General features: G+C 71.6%; 19 protein-coding genes. 12 read left to right on the top strand and 7 right to left on the bottom strand.

Annotated features, from left to right (window positions below):
- Positions 1-3: 3 nt before the first annotated feature.
- Positions 4-858 carry an enoyl-CoA hydratase gene (locus tag BM424_RS10980; RefSeq protein WP_093415941.1) on the bottom strand — a complete coding sequence of 285 codons (855 nt, stop codon included), beginning with the start codon at positions 856-858 and terminating at the stop codon, positions 4-6.
- A 104-nt stretch (positions 859-962) separates the two neighbouring features.
- On the opposite strand from BM424_RS10980, the gene BM424_RS10975 reads away from it, so the two are divergent.
- The 3 genes from BM424_RS10975 to BM424_RS10965 are packed head-to-tail and all read left to right on the top strand — an operon-like array spanning position 963 to position 3594.
- The gene (locus BM424_RS10975) at positions 963-2153 is read left to right on the top strand and encodes an acyl-CoA dehydrogenase family protein (protein WP_093415939.1); all 1191 of its coding nucleotides are present in this window, start codon (positions 963-965) and stop codon (positions 2151-2153) included.
- Positions 2150-2923, top strand: coding sequence for an SDR family oxidoreductase (locus tag BM424_RS10970; RefSeq protein ID WP_093415938.1), 774 nt, complete (start codon positions 2150-2152; stop codon positions 2921-2923). Before BM424_RS10975 ends, BM424_RS10970 begins: the two co-directional genes overlap by 4 nt.
- A gap of 44 nt (positions 2924-2967) precedes the next feature.
- Entirely contained in the window at positions 2968-3594 is a 627-nt protein-coding gene (locus BM424_RS10965) for a TetR/AcrR family transcriptional regulator (protein WP_245775766.1), read from the top strand.
- Between the two features lie 43 nt (positions 3595-3637).
- Here BM424_RS10965 and BM424_RS10960 read toward each other — a convergent pair whose 3' ends face one another.
- Genes BM424_RS10960 through BM424_RS10945 form a run of 4 tightly spaced genes read right to left on the bottom strand, consistent with a single transcriptional unit; the run spans position 3638 to position 7061 of the window.
- On the bottom strand, positions 3638-4690 hold the full coding sequence (locus BM424_RS10960) for an NAD(P)H-dependent flavin oxidoreductase (RefSeq protein WP_093416915.1): 1053 nt from the start codon (positions 4688-4690) through the stop codon (positions 3638-3640).
- A gap of 11 nt (positions 4691-4701) precedes the next feature.
- Positions 4702-5445 (bottom strand): CoA-transferase subunit beta, encoded by a 744-nt coding sequence (locus BM424_RS10955; protein ID WP_093415936.1) that lies wholly within the window; start codon positions 5443-5445, stop codon positions 4702-4704.
- A complete protein-coding gene (locus BM424_RS10950) occupies positions 5442-6311 on the bottom strand; it encodes a CoA transferase subunit A (protein ID WP_093415935.1) in 870 nt (289 codons plus the stop codon). Before BM424_RS10950 ends, BM424_RS10955 begins: the two co-directional genes overlap by 4 nt.
- Positions 6312-7061: an enoyl-CoA hydratase family protein gene (locus tag BM424_RS10945; protein WP_093415933.1), complete on the bottom strand. Its 750-nt coding sequence runs from the start codon at positions 7059-7061 to the stop codon at positions 6312-6314.
- Between the two features lie 94 nt (positions 7062-7155).
- On the opposite strand from BM424_RS10945, the gene BM424_RS10940 reads away from it, so the two are divergent.
- From BM424_RS10940 to BM424_RS10930, 3 genes are all read left to right on the top strand, one after another.
- Positions 7156-7908, top strand: a complete 753-nt coding sequence (locus tag BM424_RS10940; protein WP_093415932.1) for an SDR family oxidoreductase — start codon at positions 7156-7158, stop codon at positions 7906-7908.
- A gap of 225 nt (positions 7909-8133) precedes the next feature.
- Positions 8134-9039: an SDR family oxidoreductase gene (locus BM424_RS10935; protein WP_093416913.1), complete on the top strand. Its 906-nt coding sequence runs from the start codon at positions 8134-8136 to the stop codon at positions 9037-9039.
- 58 nt (positions 9040-9097) lie between these two features.
- Complete coding sequence (locus BM424_RS10930; RefSeq protein ID WP_245775765.1) at positions 9098-10126, top strand: MBL fold metallo-hydrolase; 1029 nt, start codon at positions 9098-9100, stop codon at positions 10124-10126.
- Here BM424_RS10930 and kstR read toward each other — a convergent pair.
- Complete coding sequence (gene kstR, locus BM424_RS10925) at positions 10112-10717, bottom strand: cholesterol catabolism transcriptional regulator KstR (RefSeq protein WP_093415928.1); 606 nt, start codon at positions 10715-10717, stop codon at positions 10112-10114. The two genes, BM424_RS10930 and kstR, sit on opposite strands and share 15 nt — an antisense overlap.
- A 172-nt stretch (positions 10718-10889) precedes the next feature.
- Between kstR and BM424_RS10920 the strand changes: the two genes are divergently transcribed.
- The 3 genes from BM424_RS10920 to BM424_RS10910 are packed head-to-tail and all read left to right on the top strand — an operon-like array spanning position 10890 to position 13913.
- On the top strand, positions 10890-12146 hold the full coding sequence (locus BM424_RS10920) for a glycosyltransferase family 4 protein (protein WP_093415927.1): 1257 nt from the start codon (positions 10890-10892) through the stop codon (positions 12144-12146).
- Between the two features lie 2 nt (positions 12147-12148).
- Complete coding sequence (locus tag BM424_RS10915) at positions 12149-12862, top strand: methyltransferase domain-containing protein (RefSeq protein WP_245775818.1); 714 nt, start codon at positions 12149-12151, stop codon at positions 12860-12862.
- On the top strand, positions 12849-13913 hold the full coding sequence (locus BM424_RS10910) for a prenyltransferase/squalene oxidase repeat-containing protein (RefSeq protein ID WP_093415924.1): 1065 nt from the start codon (positions 12849-12851) through the stop codon (positions 13911-13913). The genes BM424_RS10915 and BM424_RS10910 overlap by 14 nt, the downstream gene beginning before the upstream one ends.
- 66 nt (positions 13914-13979) lie before the next feature.
- Here BM424_RS10910 and BM424_RS10905 read toward each other — a convergent pair whose 3' ends face one another.
- A complete protein-coding gene (locus tag BM424_RS10905) occupies positions 13980-14663 on the bottom strand; it encodes a class I SAM-dependent methyltransferase (protein WP_245775764.1) in 684 nt (227 codons plus the stop codon).
- A 113-nt stretch (positions 14664-14776) separates the two neighbouring features.
- Between BM424_RS10905 and BM424_RS10900 the strand changes: the two genes are divergently transcribed.
- The 3 genes from BM424_RS10900 (at position 14777) to BM424_RS10890 (ending at position 19171) form a co-directional block, all read left to right on the top strand.
- Positions 14777-16873, top strand: coding sequence for an acyl-CoA dehydrogenase family protein (locus BM424_RS10900; RefSeq protein ID WP_093415922.1), 2097 nt, complete (start codon positions 14777-14779; stop codon positions 16871-16873).
- Positions 16874-16951: 78 nt separating this feature from the next.
- Positions 16952-18007, top strand: a complete 1056-nt coding sequence (locus BM424_RS10895; RefSeq protein WP_093415921.1) for an acyl-CoA dehydrogenase family protein — start codon at positions 16952-16954, stop codon at positions 18005-18007.
- Between the two features lie 9 nt (positions 18008-18016).
- On the top strand, positions 18017-19171 hold the full coding sequence (locus tag BM424_RS10890; RefSeq protein ID WP_093415919.1) for an acyl-CoA dehydrogenase family protein: 1155 nt from the start codon (positions 18017-18019) through the stop codon (positions 19169-19171).
- Positions 19172-19180: the final 9 nt, after the last annotated feature.

Raw genomic sequence — 19180 nt, 5'->3', positions numbered from 1 at the left:
GGCTCAGCCACGCTCCTCGTTGGACTTCTTCATGCTGCGCGCGTCCATGCCGGCCAGGGAGTCCTTGCCGACCTCGGCGTTGTGCGCGTGGGCGAAGTGGTGCAGGCCGAACACCGAGTCCATCCCGTTCTGCATGCCCATCAGGTCCTCGGCCTGGTTGACGGCCTTCTTGGTCAGCGACAGCCCGAAGGACGGCATCCCGGCGATGTCGCCGGCCAGCCGCATGGTGGCGTCGGCGAGCTCGTCGCGCGGGACGACGTCGTTGACCATGCCGATCTCGTAGGCCCGCTGCGCGCTCATCCGCCTGCCGGTGAACAGGAACTCCTTGGCGATGCGCGGCCCGAGCACCCACGGGTGCGCGAAGTACTCCACGCCGGGGATGCCCATCTTGACCACCGGGTCGGCGAAGAACGCGTCCTCGCTGGCCACGATCAGGTCGCACACCCACGCCAGCATCAGCCCGCCCGCGACGCAGGCGCCCTGCACCGAGGCGATCGCGGGTTTGGGCATCTCCCGCCAGCGGCGGCACATGCCCAGGTAGACCTCCTGCTCGCGGGCGAAGCGGGACTCGCCGCCGGAGTGCGTCGTGTGGTCCCACCACAGGCCGGCCCGGCGCGGGTAGCTGACGTCGATGTCGCGCTCGGGGGAGCCGATGTCGTGCCCGGCGGAGAAGTGCTTGCCCTCGCCCGCCAGCACGATGACCTTGACCCGGTCGTCCTCGCAGGCGCGGTAGAACGCGTCGTCGAGGGCGTAGGTCATCACCGAGTTCTGCGCGTTGCGGTAGTCGGGCCGGTTCATCGTCACCACGGCGACCTGGTCGCGGACCTCGTAGTGGACGACCGCTTTGTCTGCTGCCATCGGGCGCTCCTAGCTCGGCCTTGCGATTGCGGCACGTCGAGGTTAGCCGAACAAGCAAGTGCTTGGTAGAGTGCCGAGGCGGGAACGACGCCGAGGAGGCGGTTGTGGACCTCACCGACAGCGCCGAGGAAGCGGCCTTCCGCCGCGAGGTGCGGCAGTGGCTGACCGAGCACCTGACCGGCGAGTTCGCCGAAGCCCGGGGGCTCGGCGGGCCCGGTCGCGAGCACGAGGGGTTCGACGTGCGGCTGGCCTGGGACCGGCTGCTGGCCGAGCACGGCTGGACCTGCCTGGGATGGCCGAGGGAGTTCGGCGGGCGCGAGGCGAGCGTCGGGCAGCAGATCATCTTCCACGAGGAGTACGCCCGCTCCGAGGCGCCGGTGCGGGTCGGCCACATCGGCGAGGAACTCCTCGGCCCGACCCTGATGGCCTTCGGCAGCCCCGAGCAGCAGAAGCGGTTCCTGCCCGAGATCGTCGGCGCCCGCGAGCTGTGGTGCCAGGGCTACTCCGAGCCCGGGGCCGGTTCCGACCTGGCCAACGTGGCCACCACCGCGCGCCTGGAGGGCGACGAGTGGGTGCTCAACGGCCAGAAGGTGTGGACGTCGATGGCCCACGTCGCCGACTGGTGCTTCGTGCTCGCCCGCACCGACCCGGCTCAGAGCCGCCACCAGGGGTTGTCCTACTTCCTGGTGCCGATGGACCAGCCCGGCATCCGGGTGCGGCCGATCATGCAGCTCACCGGCACCTCCGAGTTCAACGAGGTGTTCTTCGACGACGCCCGCACCGCCGCCGGGAACGTCGTCGGCGAGGTCGGCCAGGGCTGGAAGGTCGCGATGGGCACGCTCGGCTTCGAGCGCGGCATCGGCACCGTCGACCAGCAGGTCGTCTTCCGCCGCGAGCTCGCCGAGATCACCGAGCGGGCCCGGGCCGGCGGCGCCCTCGACGACCCGCTGCTGCGCGACCGCATCACCCGCGCCTGGACCGACCTGGAGGCGTTGCGCTGCACCGTCTTCCGGCTGCTCGGCGGTGACGGACCGCCCGGCCCGGAGTCCTCGGTGGTCAAGCTGCTGTGGTCGACCCTGCACCGCGAGCTCGGCGAGCTGGCGATGGCCGTGTCCGGTCCGGACGGCCTCGTGGCCCAGGGTCCGCCCTACGACCTCGACGGCGGGCAGCGGCTGTTCCTGTTCACCCGCGCCGACACGATCTACGGCGGCTCCAACGAGATCCAGCGCAACATCATCGCCGAGCGGGTGCTCGGCCTGCCGCGCGAACCCCGACCCCAGGAGGTCACCCGATGACCCAGGCCCCGCCCGCGCACGGGCTGCTCAACGGCAAGACCGCCCTCGTCACCGCCGCGGCCGGCACCGGCATCGGCTCGGCCGTCGCCCGCCGGATGCTGGAGGAGGGCGCGCAGGTGCTCATCAGCGACCGGCACGAGCGGCGGCTCGCCGAGACCGAGGCCGAGCTCGCCGAGATCCCCGGCGCCAAGGTCGCCTCGGTGGCCTGCGACGTCACCGACGAGGCCCAGGTGCAGCGCATGTTCGACACCGCGACCGCCACGTTCGGGCAGGTCGACGTGGTGGTCAACAACGCCGGGCTGGGCGGCACCGCCTCGATCCTGGAGATGACCGACGAGCAGTGGGACAAGGTCGTCGACGTCACCCTCGGCGGCACCTTCCGCTGCACCCGCGCGGCCACCCGGCTCTTCCGCGAGCAGGGCAATGCCGGCGTCGTGGTCAACAACGCCTCCGTGGTCGGCTGGCGGGCCCAGGCCGGGCAGGCTCACTACGCCGCCGCCAAGGCCGGGGTGATGGCGCTGACCCGCTGCGCGGCGATGGACGCCGCCGAGCTGGGGGTCCGGATCAACGCCGTGGCGCCGAGCCTGGTGATGCACGAGAACCTGGCCAAGGTCACCTCCGACGACCTGCTGGCCACCCTCACCGAGCGCGAGGCGTTCGGCCGCTCTGCCGAGCCGTGGGAGATCGCCAACGTGATCGTCTTCCTGGCCTCGGACTACTCGACGTACCTCACCGGCGAGGTCATCTCGGTCTCCAACCAGCACCCGTGAACCTCCGGTGAGCACCGCCGGAGGGGCTTTGAGAGGATGGCCCCGTGGTCTCGACCAAGCGCTTGTCCGCACGCAACCGCCCGGCGCGGGAGAACGGCTCCGAACGTCGCGCCGAACTGCTCGCCATCGCCGGTGAGCTGTTCGCGACCCGTGGCTTCCTGGCCACCACGGTCCGCGACATCGCCGACGCCGCAGGCATCCTCTCGGGGAGTCTCTACCACCACTTCGACTCCAAGGAGGCGATGGTGGACGAGATCCTGCGCGAGTTCCTCGACGACCAGCGGCAGGCCAACGCCAAGATCATCGCCGACGCGCCGGACCCGCGCACCGCGCTCACCGAGCTGATCAAGCGGTCCTACTCGGCGCTGCGCAAGCACCCGGCCGCGATCGCGATCTTCCAGAACGAGGCCAACTACCTGGCCCAGTTCGAGCGCTTCGACTACCTGCCGGGCGTGGCCGACGAGTTCGAGAAGACCTGGCTGCGCGTGCTGCAGGAGGGGCAGAAGTCCGGCGTGTTCCGCGAGGACCTCAACCTCAAGCTCACCTACCGCTTCATCCGGGACACCGTCTGGACCACGGTCCACTGGTTCAACCCCAACGGGAAGCTGAGCATCAAGTCGATCGCCGACCAGTACATCAACATCCTCTGCGACGGCATCGTCACCCGCTGAGCCGGGGGTTCGAGCCCGGTCCGGCCGGGCTCGAACCGCGCGATCAGCTGCTCAGCGAACCGGCCCGGCGCAGGGCCTCGGCCGCCTCGGTGACGAGCGAGTCGATGAGCTTCTCGCAGCTGGGCAACTCGTCGATCATGCCGACCACCTGACCCGCCGGCAGCACCCCGGCTTCCGGGTGGCCGTCGACCAGGGCCGATTTGATCAGCATCGGCGTGTTGGCCGCCAGCAGCACCCGGTTGAGCGGGAGCTTCTGGGCCTTGCGCATCGCCAACCCGTCGGAGATGAGCCGGCGCCAGGACATGCCGGTGAGCGCCTTGAACGCGACCGCCTGCCGCAGCGCCTGGGGGAGACGCCGCAGCAGCGCCTGCGACTCGGCGGAGTGGGTGAGATCGGTGCGCAGCATCCGGTGCGGCAGACCGTCCACCTTGGACGTCACGACGGTGTCGCCCACCTGCGCGTCCAGGTAGGAGCGCTTGACCTCGTCGGGCACCCGGCTGTCGGTGGTGAGCAGGAAGCGCGTGCCCATCGCCACGCCCGCCGCGCCGTAGCACAGCGCGGCGGCCAGGCCGCGGCCGTCGAAGAACCCGCCCGCGGCGATCACCGGGATGTCCACCGCGTCCACCACCTGCGGGATCAGCAGCGTCGTGGCCACCGAACCGGTGTGCCCGCCGCCCTCGCCGCCCTGCACCAGCACCGCGTCGGCGCCCCAGCCCGCGACCTTCTCCGCGTGCCGCCGGGCGCCGATCGACGGGATCACCACGACCCCGGCGTCCTTGAGCTTGCCGATGAGCCGCTGCGACGGCGCCAGCGCGAACGAGGCGACCTTCACGCCCTCGCGGATGAGCAGGTCGCAGCGCTCCTCGGCGTCCCCGGCATCGGCCCGCAGGTTCACCCCGAACGGTTCGCCGGTGCGCTCCTTGACCTCGCGGACCGCGTCGGTGAGCTGCGGCAGCGTCATCGTCGCCGACGCCAGCACGCCCAGACCGCCCGCGTTGGCCGTCGCCGAGACCAGGCTGGGCCCGGCGACCCAGCCCATGCCGGTCTGCACGATCGGATGGCGCACGCCGGTCAACTCGCACAGCGGCGTGCGCAGCCGCTGCTCGATCACGCCGGAACCTCCTTGTCCCGCAACCCCTTCGGGTCGATCCGGTCGCGGATCAAGGACAGCTCCTCGTCGGTGGGCAGCCGCGTCTCGGCGACCTCGTCCACCGCCAGCTCGAAACCGGTCTTCTCCCGCACCTCGTCCACGCTCACCCCGGGGTGCACCGAGCGCAGCCGCATCGCGCCGTCCGGGCCGCGGAAGTCCAGCACCGCCAGATCGGTCACCACCACCTGCACGTCGTGGTAGCGCGCGCCGACCTGACGCGCCCGGTCGTGCCCGACGCCGGCCACCAGGTCCACCGACTCGACGAAGATCTTGGTGCTGTGGTTGGGGATCCAGTAGTTCGTGGTGTGGTTGACCGAGTTGCCCGGCGCCCCGCGCACCCCGATCAGCTGCACCTTGGGCTGCGCCCAGTCGCCGATGCGGGAGATGTTCTGGTTGCCGAAGCGGTCCACCTGCGAGGCGCCCATCATCACCCGGCGCTTGCCGCCCGCCAGCAGGTCGAGAACCTTGCCGTAGGGCAGCCAGCCCTCGACGGTGGCGGTGGACTCCTCGCCCAGCGGCGTCGTCTCGGCGATGAGCATCGCCTCGCCGTCGGAGAGCAGCAGTTCCGGCGCGCTGGTCAGCCGCGCCAGGCGGGCGCCGATCGAGGGGATCGTGCCGAACGGGGAGGCGATGGCCGTCCCGGCGTCGGCGAAGCTGTCCGCGCAGGCCACCGCGCAGACCTCGGCTCGGGTGATCGTCATGCCGGCACCTCCGCGCGTGCGTGGAACTTCTCGACCGCCGCCTGGTACTGCGTCTCGTCCCCGTCGAGGAACTCGGCGCGGAACGCCTCCCACTGGCCGGGTTTCGCGCTGGCGACGTAGTGCCGCTGGAACGCCTCGTCGCGGCCGTAGTCGGGCACGCAGCTGGTGAAGTGCGCGCCGTTCGGCGTTTCCACCACGCCCTGCGGGTGCAGCCGGTTGATCAGCAGCGTCTGCGGCGGGGCGGTCTCGGTCAGCTCCTCGGTGGGCACGATCTTCTCGCAGCTCAGGAAGCTGGTCCGCGCCGCGGCGCACATCAGGTCGTCGAAGTACGGGTCCGGGCCGAGGTACTGGCCGTTGCCGTACCGGTCGGCGCGGTTCATGTGCACCAGCGCCACGTCCAGGTTCAGCGCCGGCATCGCCACCAGCTCCTCGCCGTCGGCGTAGGGGGAGCGGACCGTGCGCAGGTCCGGGTTGAGCGCCATCACGTCGGAGCCGAGCCCGGCGCGGGTGGGCAGGAACGGCAGCCGCGCGGCGGCGGCGCGCAGCCCGGCCAGCACCATGCCCTCGTCGTACTCGGCGACCTCCAGCTCGCCGCGCTGGCGGGCGGCGCGGAAGTGCGGGTCCAGCGGGATCGAGTCCAGCGACACGAACCCGTAGACGACCTTGCGGAGCTTGCCCGCGGCGGCCAGCAGTCCGACGTCCGGGCCGCCGTAGGACACCAGCGTCAGGTCTTCGAGGTCCGAGCGCAGGATCGCGCGCACCAGGGCCATCGGCTTGCGCCGGGAACCCCAGCCGCCGATGCCGATCGTCATGCCGTCGCGCAGGTGGGAGACCACCTCGTCGACGGTCAGCTGCTTGTCCTGCACCTACGCCTCCTCGTCGCGGCCGAACTCGGCGCGGATCGCATCCGACACCCCGGTGAGGTTGAGCTCGAAGGTGAAGCCCTGCTCGAACCGGTAGCTGCGGTTGACGTCGACCGGGTCGATGCCGTTGAGCGCGGCCTTGGCCTTGCGGATCACCAGCGGGTTCTTCGCCGCGATGTCGGCGGCGACCTCCAGCGCGGCCTCCAGCAGCCCGTCGCGCGCGACGACCCGGTGCACCGAGCCGAGCTCGGCGAGCTGACCGGCGGTGACGGTCTGCCCGGTGTAGAACATCGCGCGCATCATGTGCTGCGGCACCAGCCGGGACAGGTGGGTGGCGGCGCCCAGCGCGCCCCGGTCCACCTCCGGCAACCCGAACGTCGCGTCGTCGCTGGCGACGATGACGTCGGAGTTGCCGACCAGACCGATGCCGCCGCCGACGCAGAAGCCCTGCACGGCGCTGATCACCGGCACCGGGCACTCGTAGACGGCCTTGAAGGCCTCGTAGCAGCCGTTGTTGACGGCGACGAGCTTGTCGTGGCCGGGATCGGCGGCCAGTTCCTTGATGTCCACACCCGCGTTGAAGCCGCGTCCCTCGGCGCGCAGCACCACGACTCGGGTCTGCGGATCGGCGCCGCTGTCGCGCAGCGCCTCGGCGAGGTCGAACCAGCCCTTGACCGGCAGTGCGTTCACCGGTGGGTGGTCGACGGTGAGGACGACGATGCCGCCGTCCCGCCGTTCGATGTGCGTGCCCATGCCACCTGCCAAACCTAGCACTTGTTTGGTTGGGTTGTTACCGTAGCAACACCGCAGGACACCCCGCCAGGGGCGAGAACGCAGGGAGCGGCGGATGGGCATCGAGATCGACCTCACCGGCCGGGTGGTGCTGGTGACCGGCGGAACGCGCGGCATCGGCGCGGGCATCGCCGAGACGTTCCTGCGCGCAGGCGCCGAAGTGCACGTCTGCGCCCGGAAACCGGTCGACGACCTGCCTTCGCACGGGTCGGCCACGGCGCACTTCACGCAGGTCGACGTCCGCGAGAGCGATCAGGTCGCCGAGCTGATCGACGGCATCCGGCGGCGCTCGGGCCGGCTGGACGTGCTGGTCAACAACGCGGGCGGAACCCCGGTCGCCGACACCGCCACGTCCTCGATCCGCTTGCACCGCAAGGTGATCGAGCTCAACCTGGTCGCCCCGCTGCTGCTCGCCCAGCACGCCCGCGACGCGCTGGCGGAGACGCGGGGCTCGATCATCAACATCAGCAGCGTCTCCGGCCGCCGTCCCTCACCGGGCACCGCAGCCTACGGCGCGGCCAAGGCGGGCCTGGACAACCTCACCGCGACCCTGGCCCAGGAACTCGCCCCCGACGTCCGAGTCAACGGAGTCGTCGTGGGCCTGGTCAGCTCCGAGGACCAACCCGACCACTACGGCGATTCCGACCTCGCGTCGATCGTCCCCATGAGACGCCTCGCCGAACCCGCCGACGTCGCCCACGCCTGCCTCTTCCTCGCCTCACCCCTCGCGGCCTACATCACCGGCTCAGACCTCACAGTCCACGGCGGAGGAGAGACCTCCACCTACCTCAACACCATCCGAACCTGACCCACCAACCCCGATTACGGCCGTATTCGACAACCCGATTACGGCGGTAATCCGCCCGTCCCCACGGGGTTGACGGATTACTCCGGTATTCCGCCGACGGATTACTCCCGTATTCGGGGGACGGATTACCGGAGTAATCCGTCAACCCCGGTGCCAGGGGGGCCGTCTTCGCGGTCGGGGCGGAGTGCGGGGGCGGTCTGTTGAACGTTGCGAACTTCGAGGAGGATTCACGTGATTTGCGAAGATCGGGTTGTGATCGTGACCGGGGGTGCCCGGGGGATCGGGCGGGCGCACTCGCTGGAGTTCGCCCGGCAGGGGGCGAAGGTCGTCGTCAACGACATCGGGGTGCAGCTGGACGGGAGCGGGGGTGACGGGTCCGCGGCCGCCGAGGTGGTGGAGGAGATCCGGGCGCTCGGAGGTGAGGCCGCGGTGCACGGGGCCGACGTCGCCGACTGGGAGCAGGCGCGGGAGCTCGTGGAGTTCGCCGCGGAGCGGTTCGGCCGGCTCGACGTGCTGGTGAACAACGCCGGGGTCGTGCGGGACCGGATGTTCGTCAACCTCGCCGAGGACGAGTGGGACCAGGTCATCCGCGTCCACCTCAAGGGCCACGCCGCGACGATGCGGCACGCCGCGCAGCACTGGCGCGACCGGACCAAGGCGGGGGAGACCGTGCGGGCCCGCGTCATCAACACCACCTCGGGCGCCGGGCTGCTGGGCAGCGTCGGGCAGACCAACTACGCCGCCGCCAAGGCCGGGATCATCGCGCTGACCCTCAACACCGCCGCTGAGCTCGCCCGCTACGGCGTCACCGTCAACGCCATCGCACCCTCGGCGCGCACCCGCATGACCGAGACCGTCTTCGCCGACATGATGGCCCAGCCCGACCAGGGGTTCGACGAGATGGCGCCGGAGAACGTCTCCCCGCTGGTCGCCTGGCTCGGCAGCGTCGAGTCCGCCGAGGTCACCGGCCGGGTCTTCGAGGTCGCGGGCGGCGACATCACCGTCGGCACCGGCTGGACCCGCGGTCCGTCGCGCGATGCGGGCCGCCGCTGGAACGCCGACGAGCTCGGCCCCGTGGTCTCCGAACTGCTCGCCAAGGCCCCCGTTCCCGACCCCGTCTACGGCACCTGAGAGGGCGGAGTGGTACATCTCTTTTAGGAGTTTCGGCACGAAAACCCGGAGGACAGCGGTGAGCGATCGGCACGCGTGGATCGAGCCCGGCGTCGAGCAGGTCGGGCCAGGCGTGCACCGCATCCCGCTGCCGCTGCCCAACGACGGGCTGCGCGCCGTCAACGTCTACGCCATCGAGGACTCCGACGGGCTGGTGCTCATCGACTCCGGCTGGGCGCTGGAGGAAGCCCGCACCCAGCTGGAGAAGGGCCTCGGCGAGATCGGCTACGACTTCGCCGACGTGCAGCGGTTCCTGGTCACCCACGTGCACCGGGACCACTACACGCTCGCGGTGCAGCTGCGCCGCAGCTTCGGCTCCAAGATCAGCCTCGGCGCCGGTGAGCAGCCCACGATGGACGCGATCCTGGCCGGGGGCACCGAACTCGCCGAGCTGCGGCGGTTGCAGCGCTGGGGCGCCGACGAGCTCATCACCAAGCTCGCCGACGCCTACGGCGGAAAACCGCCGGAGCGCAAGGGCGAGAACCCCTACGAGCCGCCGGACGAGTGGCTGCACGGCAAGGTCGAGATCCCGCTGGGCTCGCGCACCCTGCTCGCCGTGCCCACGCCCGGGCACACCCGCGGCCACGTCGTGTTCGTCGACGCCGACTCGCAGGTGCTGTTCTCCGGCGACCACGTGCTGCCGCACATCACGCCGTCGATCGGCGTCGAGTCTGCGCGGCCGGAGCTGCCGCTCGGCGACTTCCTGGACTCGCTGCGGCTCATGCAGACCTACCCGGACCTGCGGCTGCTGCCCGCGCACGGACCCGTCGGCGGCAGTTCCCACCAGCGCATCGAGGAGCTGCTGAGCCACCACGACGAGCGGCTGCGGCAGACCGCCGAGGTCATCGCCGACGGTGCCGGAACGGCCTACGAGGCGGCGCTCAAGCTCGGCTGGACCCGGCGCAACCGCGACTTCGCCGACCTCGACCTGTTCAACCAGGTGCTGGCGGTCGGCGAGACCAGCGCGCACCTGGACCTGCTGGTGCGGCGCGGCGAGCTCACCGCCACCCAGAACGGCGACGCCGTGGAGTACTCAGGCCAGCAGTAGCCGGACGGTCAGCTCCAGCCGGTTGGACACGTCGCTGGCCGAGGCCCGCCGGGTCACCCAGGCGACCAGGTTCGACAGCCACACGTCGCCGATGACCCGCGCGATCGCCTTCTGCTCGTCGGTCGGCTCGTCGTTGGTCATGGCCCGGGTGAACAGCTGCTCCATCAGCAGCGCCACGGTGTCGACCTCGTTGGCGACCGAGGTGTCGGCGAACATGAACGCCCTGGTCATCGCCTCGGTCAGCTCCGGGTTGCGCTGGAGCTGGCGGGTGGTGCGGTTGAGCACGTGCAGCACCCGGTCGTAAGGCGTGTCGCCGGGGATCTTCGCGCGGTCCAGCTTCTCCTGCTCGCGGGCGAACTCCCGGGCCAGGCCCACCACCAGCAGGTGGATCTTCGACGGGAAGTACCGGTAGAGGGTGCCCAGCGCGACGTCGGCCTTCTCGGCGACCGCGCGCATCTGCACCGCGTCGTAGCCGCCCTTGGCGGCCAGCGCGAGCGTGGCGTCGATGATGCGCTTGCGGCGCTCGGCCTGGGCCGTAGTGCCGGTGGCACTGCCCCGGAGCGCCTCCAGCACGTTCTGCGAGCTTTCCATGGACCGGGGTTCTCCTTGAACTTTCGACGGACATCCGGTGACGGCGAAGCGTGTTCGTCGCCACGCGACTCATCGTCCGGGGCTACTCACGGGTTAGGGTGAGCTGGTTACCTCGACCGAAACATGTTCCAGTCTACCCAGCCCGCGGCACCCGGGCAGTGTGAGGTGAATCGTGCGGATCGCGCTGCTTTCCTACCGGAGCAAGCCGCATTGCGGCGGACAGGGTGTCTACGTCCGCTATCTCAGCCGCGGCCTCGCCGAACTGGGGCATCACGTCGAGGTCTTCTCCGGTCAGCCCTACCCGGATCTGGACCCGGGCGTGGACCTGACGCCGGTCGACAGCCTCGACCTCTACAACGACGACGACCCGTTCCGCACCCCGCACTGGCGCGAGCTGCGCGACCACATCGACCTGCTGGAGGTCGGCACCATGTGGACCGCCGGGTTCCCGGAACCGATGACCTTCAGCATGCGCGCCGCCCGGCTGCTCAAGGCCCGCGCGCACGAGTTCGACGTCGTCCACGACAACCAGTGCCTGGGCAGCGGGCTGCTGTCGCTGCAGCGCGCCGGGATCCCGCTGGTGGCCACCGTGCACCACCCGATCACCCACGACCGCCGGGTGGACCTGGCCGACGCCAAGGGCTGGCGCAAGCTCACCGTGCGCCGCTGGTACGGCTTCACCCGGATGCAGGCGCGGGTGGCCCGGCAGATCCCGCAGCTGCTGACCGTCTCGCAGAACTCCGCCGACGACATCCGCGACGACTTCGGCGTGCGCCCCGAGCAGCTGCGGGTGGTGCCGCTGGGCGTGGACGCCGACGTGTTCCGGCCGCCGGAGAAACCGCGCGTGCCCGGCCGGATCGTGGCCATGGCCAGCGCCGACACGCCGATGAAGGGCGTGGGCACGCTGCTGGAGGCGGTGGCCAAGCTGCGCACCGAGCGCGAGGTCGAGCTGGTGCTGGTCAGCAAGCTGACCCCCGGCGGGCCGACCGAGCAGCGCATCGAGGAGCTGGCCATCGGCGACGTCGTGCGCACCGTCAAGGGCATCAGCGACGAGGAGCTGGCCGAGCTGTTCGGCTCGGCCGAGGTCGCCAGCGTTCCCTCGCTCTACGAGGGCTTCTCGCTGCCGACCGTGGAGGCGATGGCCTGCGGCACGCCGCTGGTCGCCAGCCGCGCGGGCGCGATCCCCGAGGTCGCTGGCCCCGACGGCGAGTGCGCAGACCTGGTGCCGCCGGGCGACGCCGAAGCGCTGGCCAAGGCCCTGGCGCGGTTGCTGGACTCACCGGAGCGCCGCGCCCGCCTCGGCGCCAACGGACGCGAGCGGGTGCTGGCCCGCTACAGCTGGAAATCCGTGGCAGCGGCGACCGTCGACTGCTACGCCGAAGCGATCGCGCGCAGCCCGCGCGGTGGGAAGGGAGCAACGCGTTGCTGACGGTGGACTTCGACAGGCTCGGCGTGCGGCCGGGACAGCGGGTGCTGGACCTGGGCTGCGGCGGAGGCCGGCACGCCTTCGAGCTGTACCGGCGCGGCACCGACGTCACCGCCTTCGACCAGGACGTCGAGGAGCTGGAGAACGTGGCCGCGATGTTCGCCGCCATGAAGGACGAGGGCGAGGTGCCCGAGGGCGCCAAGGCCCAGACCGTCTCCGGTGACGCGCTGGCCCTGCCGTTCGCCGACGGCGAGTTCGACGTCGTCATCGCCTCGGAGATCATGGAGCACATCCCCGAGGACGAGAAGGCGATGCGCGAGCTGGTCCGCGTCGTCAAGCCCGGCGGTCGCGTCGTGGTGACCGTGCCGCGCGCCTGGCCGGAGCGGATCTGCTGGGCGCTGTCCGACGAGTACCACCAGGTCGAGGGCGGGCACGTGCGGATCTACTCCGCCGACGAGCTCATCGGCAAGCTCACCGACGCCGGGCTGCGCTACGTCTTCCGCGACTACGCGCACGCGCTGCACGCGCCGTACTGGTGGATCAAGTGCGCCGTCGGCACCGACAACAACGATCACCCGCTGGCCAAGGCCTACCACGCGTTCCTGGTGTGGGACATGATGAAGGCCCCGTGGATCTCGCGCACCGCCGAGAAGCTGCTGAACCCGGTGGCGGGCAAGAGCATCGCGGTCTACCTGGGCAAACCTCGTGCCGGCGCCTGAGCTGCCGGGCGTGGTCTCGGCCGAGGCGCTCGTCCAGACCGGCAAGGCCATCGCGTCCGTGCAGCTGCCCTCCGGGGAGATCCCGTGGTTCCCGGGCGGGCACACCGACCCGTGGGACCACGTCGAGTGCGCGATGGCGCTGTCGGTCGTCGGTCAGCTCGCCGAGGCCGAGAAGGCCTACGAGTGGTTGCGCGCCACGCAGCGCGCCGACGGCTCGTGGCCGCTGCAGGTGCGCGACGGCGTGGTCGAGGACGCCGGGGCCGACACCAACTACTGCGCCTACCCGGCGGTGGGGGTGTGGCACCACGTGCTCATCACCGGCGACGACGCGTTCGCCGAGCGGATGTGGCCGATGGTGCGCGACGCCGTCGACTTCGTGCTCACCGCGCAGCACCCGCGCGGCGAGATCGATTGGGGCATCGGCGAAGCCGGGCCCACCGGTGAGGCGCTGCTGTCGGGCAGCTCCAGCATCCACCAGAGCCTGCGGTGCGCGCTGGCGCTGGCCGACCGGGTGGGCGCGCCGCAGCCGGGCTGGGAGGTGGCCGTTGGCCGCCTCGGGCACGCGCTGCGCAGGCACCCGGAGGCGTTCACGCCCAAGACCCGGTACTCGATGGACTGGTACTACCCGATCCTGGGCGGCGCGGTGCGCGGCGAGGACGGGCTGCGGCGCATCGAGGAGCGCTGGGACGACTTCGTGGTGCAGGACCTGGGGATTCGCTGCGTCGACGACCACCCGTGGGTGACCGGCGCGGAGACCTGCGAGCTGGTGCTGGCGCTGGACGCCCTGGGCGAGCGGGACCGCGCGCTGCAGCAGCTGGCCGCGATGCAGCACCTGCGCGATCCCGACGGCTCCTACTGGACGGGCTTCGTCTTCGCCGACGGCAAGCGCTGGCCGGAGGAGCAGTCCTCCTGGACCGCCGCCGCGGTCGTCCTCGCCGCCGACGCCCTGAGCCGGACCTCGCCGGGCAACGGCATCTTCCGGGGCGAGGACCTGCCGCGCGGGCTCCCGGTGGAGAACGCCTCCTGCTGCGAGTACGAGCGCTCCCGCTGACCCGATGACGATCCCCACCCCGCCGAACCGCTCGGCGAGGTGGGGATCGTCGCGTCCGGTGCCCGGTCAGGGCAGCGAGCCGGGCTCTCCCGAGGTGCGTTCGAGGACGCGGAGCGAGCCGGTGACCCGGGTTTCGGTGAACGCGCCGGTGTCGAGGGCCCGGCGGTAGATCGTGTAGGGCGCCTGGCCGCCGTCTTCGGGGTTGGGGAAGACGTCGTGGATGACCAGGGCGCCGCCCGGGGCGACCCAGTGGGCCCAGCCCTCGTAGTCGTTGACGGCCGCTTCCTCGGTGTGGCCGCCGTCGATGAACAGGAAGGTCAGCGGCGTGCGCCAGAAGCCCGCGACGTCGCGGGAGCGGCCGACCACGGCCGTGACCTCGTCCTCCAGGCCCGCGCGGGCCAGCGTGCGGCGGAACTCGCCGAGGGTGTCGAGCTTGCCGACCTCGGCGTCCACCAGCGTCGGGTCGTGGTACTCCCAGCCGGGCTGGTGCTCCTCGGAGCCCCGGTGGTGGTCGACGGTGACGACGCGGCCGCCGGTGATCCGGGCCGCGGCGCCGAGGAAGATCGTGGACTTGCCGCAGTAGGTGCCGATCTCGACGCCCACGCCGTCGCCGAGGTGCGCGACGGCGGTCTCGTGCAGCGCCAGGCCTTCGTCGGTGGGCATGAACCCGGTCGCCCGCTCGGCGAGGTCGAGCAGGTCCGCAGGCATCGACGGGTGGTGCTCGCGGTCGGTGGTCGATCCCTGCGTCACGTGGTGCCTCTTTCACATCGGTACTGGTGCGCATTGCAGCGTACCCGGTCCAGGCGCTAGCTTGTTAGAACATGTTCTAATTCTCGCAGTGCGGGCGCGGACGAGGAGGCGTTGTGCCGATCGCGATCACCGACGAGCAGCGGGCCCTGCAGGAGTCCATCCGGTCCTGGGCCGACGGGCTCGGCACCGACCCGGTGCGCAAGCTGGAGAGCTCCGACACCCCGATCTGGCACGAGCAGGAGACCTGGACCGGGCTCACCGAGATCGGCGTGTTCTCCCTGCTGGCCGAGGGGATCGGCACGACGGTCGACCTCGCCGCCGGGCTGGAGCAGGCCGCCGACGCGCTGCTGCCGGGCCCGGTGTGGTCCACGGCGGTGGCCGTGGCGCTGCTGGGCGAGGCCGACTTCGCCGAAGGCCGGGCCACCGCCGCGCTTTCGCTCGACCCCGGCGAGCTCGTCGCCACCGAGAACGCCGACGGGCTGGTCGTTTCCGGCCGCATCGCCGCCGTTCCGGGCGCGATGGGCGTGACCCACCTGCTGCTGCCCGCGCGGGCGGGCGAGCGCGAGGTCTGGGTCCTCGTGCCCGCCGAGGCGGCCGAGCGCAACCCGCGCCCGTCGCTGGACCTGTCCCGCCCGGTCGCCGAGGTCGTGCTGCGCGAGGTCGCGGTGCCCGCCCGGCACGTCGTCGAGCGCGACGTCCGGGACCTCGCCGTCACCCTCGCCGCCGCCGAGGCCGCAGGCATCGCCGGGTGGTGCCTGCGCACCGCCGTCGACTACGCCGGGACCCGCGAGCAGTTCGGCCAGGTCATCGGGTCCTTCCAGGCGATCAAGCACCTCTGCGCGCGGATGCTGTGCGCGGTCGAGAAGACCGCCGCTCTGGCCTGGGACGCCGCCCGCGCCGCCGACGACGCCCCCGAGGAGCACCCGCTGGCCGCCGCCGTGGCCGGGGCGGCGGTGTTCGACGCGGCCGTGGAGGTCGCCAAGGACTGCATCCAGGTGCTCGGCGGCATCGGCTTCACCTGGGAGCACGACGCCCACCTCTACCTGCGCCGCGCGCTGGCGCTGCGCCAGACCGTCGGCGGCACCGCCGGCTGGCGCCGCCGCGTCGCCGAGCTCTCCGCCGGGGGAGCGCGCCGCACGCTGAGCCTGTCCGGCGAACTGCCCGAGGACCGTCGCGGCGAAATCCGCGGCACCGTCGAGGAGATCGCCGCGCTCTCCCCGCAGCAGCAGCGGATCCGGCTCGCCGAGACCGGCTTCCTCGCCCCGCACTGGCCCCGCCCCTACGGCTGCGGGGCGAGCCCGCACGAGCAGCTGCTCATCGACGAGGAGCTGGAGCGCGCGGGCGTGCGGCGACCCGACATGATCGTCGGGAACTGGGCGGTGCCCACGATCGTCGAGCACGGCACCGACGCGCAGCGCGAGCGGTTCGTGTGGCCCACGCTGCGCGGCGAGATCACCTGGTGCCAGCTGTTCTCCGAACCCGGCGCGGGCTCCGACCTGGCCGGGCTGCGCACCAAGGCCGAGCGCGTCGACGGCGGCTGGAAGCTCACCGGCCAGAAGGTGTGGACGTCGCTGGCGCAGGAGGCCGACTGGGGCATCTGCCTGGCCCGCACCGACCCCGAGGCGCCGAAGCACAAGGGGATTGGCTACTTCCTGGTGGACATGCGCTCGGAGGGCATCACGGTCCGCCCGCTGCGCGAGATCACCGGCGTGGAGCGGTTCAACGAGGTGTTCCTCGACGAGGTCTTCGTTCCCGACGAGTGCCTGGTCGCCGAACCCGGCCAGGGCTGGAAGCTCGCCCGCACCACGCTGGCCAACGAACGCGTCGCGCTGGGCGGCGGTTCGAGCCTCGGCCAGGAGGTCGAGCGGCTGCTCGCGGTCTCCGGCGACACCGACCCGTCGATGCGGGAACGCCTCGGCTCGGCCGTGGTCGAGGGCCTGGCGGGCTCGCTGCTGCGGTTGCGCGCGACCCTGCGCAGCCTGCACGGCCGGGGTCCCGGCCCGGAATCGAGCGTGGAGAAGCTGCTGGGCGTCTGGCACCGCCAGGACGTCGCCGAGCTCGGCGTGCAGCTGCTCGGCACCGAAGCGCTGGTGATGGAGGCCGAACCGGTGCACGAGGTGCTGCTGACCCGCGCCCTGTCGATCGCGGGCGGCACCACCCAGATCCTGCTCAACGTGATCGCCGAACGAATCCTCGGGCTGCCTCGCTGAGGCTTGCGCGGGAGGTCTCCCAGGCGGTAGAAGTAGAACAAGTTTCACAACGTGTCCGGGGTTGGTCGAGGGGGCGGGATGGAGTTCACGCTCGGAGAGACGCAGCAGGCAGTGCGGGATCTCGCGGCTGAAGTGCTGGCGCGGGAGACCGAGCGGTCGGCCGCCTCAACTGGAATCGGTTTCGACGAGTCGGTGTGGAAGGCGCTCGGCGAAGCCGGCCTGCTGTCGCTGCCGGTCCCGGAAGAGCTGGGCGGCGCCGGGCTCGGCCCGCTGGAGGTCGGCCTGGTGCTCGCCGAGATCGGCCGGGCCGGGGTCGCCGTCCCCGCCCTGGCCACCCTCGCCTTCGGCGTGCTGCCGATCGCGCGGCACGGCAGCCCGGCGCAGCAGCGGGAGCTGTTCGCTGAACCCGGCCGGGTCTTCAGCGCCGCGCTCAACGAGGTCTCGAACCCGCTGCCCGCGAAACCCGCTGCGACACTGCGGGATTCGCGGGTGACCGGACGCAAGGTCGGGGTGCTGCACGCCGACACCGCGCACCGGCTGCTGGTCTCGGTCGGCACCGACGCTGACCCGGCGATCGCGCTGGTCGACCCGCACGCCGACGGCGTCACCCTGCACTCGGTGAAGTCCTCGGCCGGGACCGAGTGGGTCGTCGACCTCGACGGCGTGGCGGCCGAAACCCTCGGCGAGGCCGGGGAATCCGTGCTCGACGACGTGCACGCCTGCGCGTTGGCGGGCATGTGCGCGCTCGGCGACGGGGCGGTGGCCGGGGCGCTGGAGCTCACCTCCGAGCACCTGCGCACCCGCGAGCAGTTCGGCAAGCCGCTGGCCGCGTTCCAGGCCGTGGCGCAGCAGATCGCCGACGTCTACGTCGTCAACCGCACCCTGCATCTCGCCGCGCTGTCGGCCTCCTGGCGGCTGAGCACCGGACGCGACGCGGGGGAGGACCTCGACGTCGCCGCGTTCTGGCTCACCGACCAGGCCCCGGCCGCCATGCACACCTGCCACCACCTGCACGGCGGGCTCGGCGTCGACATCACCTACCCGATGCACCGCTACTACTCGCAGGTCAAGGACCTGGCGCGGCTGGCAGGCGGCGCCGCGCACCGCGTCGACGTCCTCGCCCGACACGCCTGAGGAGAAGCCGTGTTCATCGAACTCACCGAGGAGCAGCGGGCGCTGCAGGCCGAGCTGCGCGAGTACTTCAGCGCGCTGGTCACGCCCGAGGAGCGCGAGGCGCTGGCCGCGGACCGGCACGACCAGGCCCACCGCGACATCGTCAAGCGGATGGGTCGCGACGGCTGGCTCGGCGTGGGCTGGCCGACCGAGTACGGCGGTCGCGGGTTCGGCGACGTCGAGAACTACCTCTTCGCCAACGAGGCCTCCCGGGCCGACGTGCAGCTGCCGTCGGTGACGCTGCAGACCGTCGGGCCCACCCTGCAGACCTACGGCACCGAGGAGCAGAAGGCCTTCTTCCTGCCCAAGATCCTCTCCGGTGACGTGCACTTCGCCATCGGCTACAGCGAACCCGAGGCAGGCACCGACCTCGCCTCGCTGCGCACCACCGCCGTGCGCGACGGCGAGGACTACGTGGTCAACGGGCAGAAGATCTTCACCACCGGCGGGCACGACGCCGACTACATCTGGCTGGCCTGCCGCACGAACCCGGACGCGCCCAAGCACAAGGGCATCTCGATCCTCATCGTCGACACCCGCGACCCGGGCTACTCGTGGACGCCGATCATCACCGCCGACGGCTCGCACCACATCAACGCCACCTACTACAACGACGTTCGCGTCCCGGCGTCGATGCTGGTGGGGGAGCAGGACCGGGGCTGGAAGCTGATCACCACTCAGCTCAACCACGAGCGCGTCATGCTCGGCCCGTCCGGTCGCACCGGGGGCCTGCGCGAGCGGGTGCGCGCGTGGGCGGGCGAACGCGGCCTGCTCGACGAGCCCGACGTGCGGCGGGTTCTCGCGCGCGTGCGGGCCTTCGAGCGGGTCAACGAGCTGCTCAACTGGCAGGTCGCGGCCTCGGCCTCGCTCGGCCCGGTGGAGGTCGCCGACGCCTCGGCGACCAAGGTGTTCTCCTCCGAGACCGTGCAGCAGCTGGGCCGCGAGCTGGAGGAGATCGTCGGCAGGCACGGCGATCCGTCCGATGAGGACACCGCGGAACTGCTGCACTGGCTCGACGTCCAGGCCAAGCGCAACCTCGTGCTGACCTTCGGCGGCGGGGTCAGCGAGGTGCAGCGGGAGCTGATCGCCACCGCCGGACTGGGACTGCCGCGGGTGCCGCGCTGAGGAATGGAG

Origin of the sequence: Saccharopolyspora flava, assembly GCF_900116135.1 — a bacterium.
Classification (GTDB): Bacteria; Actinomycetota; Actinomycetes; order Mycobacteriales; family Pseudonocardiaceae; genus Saccharopolyspora; species Saccharopolyspora flava.
The sequence above is the reverse complement of the archived record's forward strand: the minus strand, read 5'-3'. Positions and strand labels throughout refer to the sequence as shown.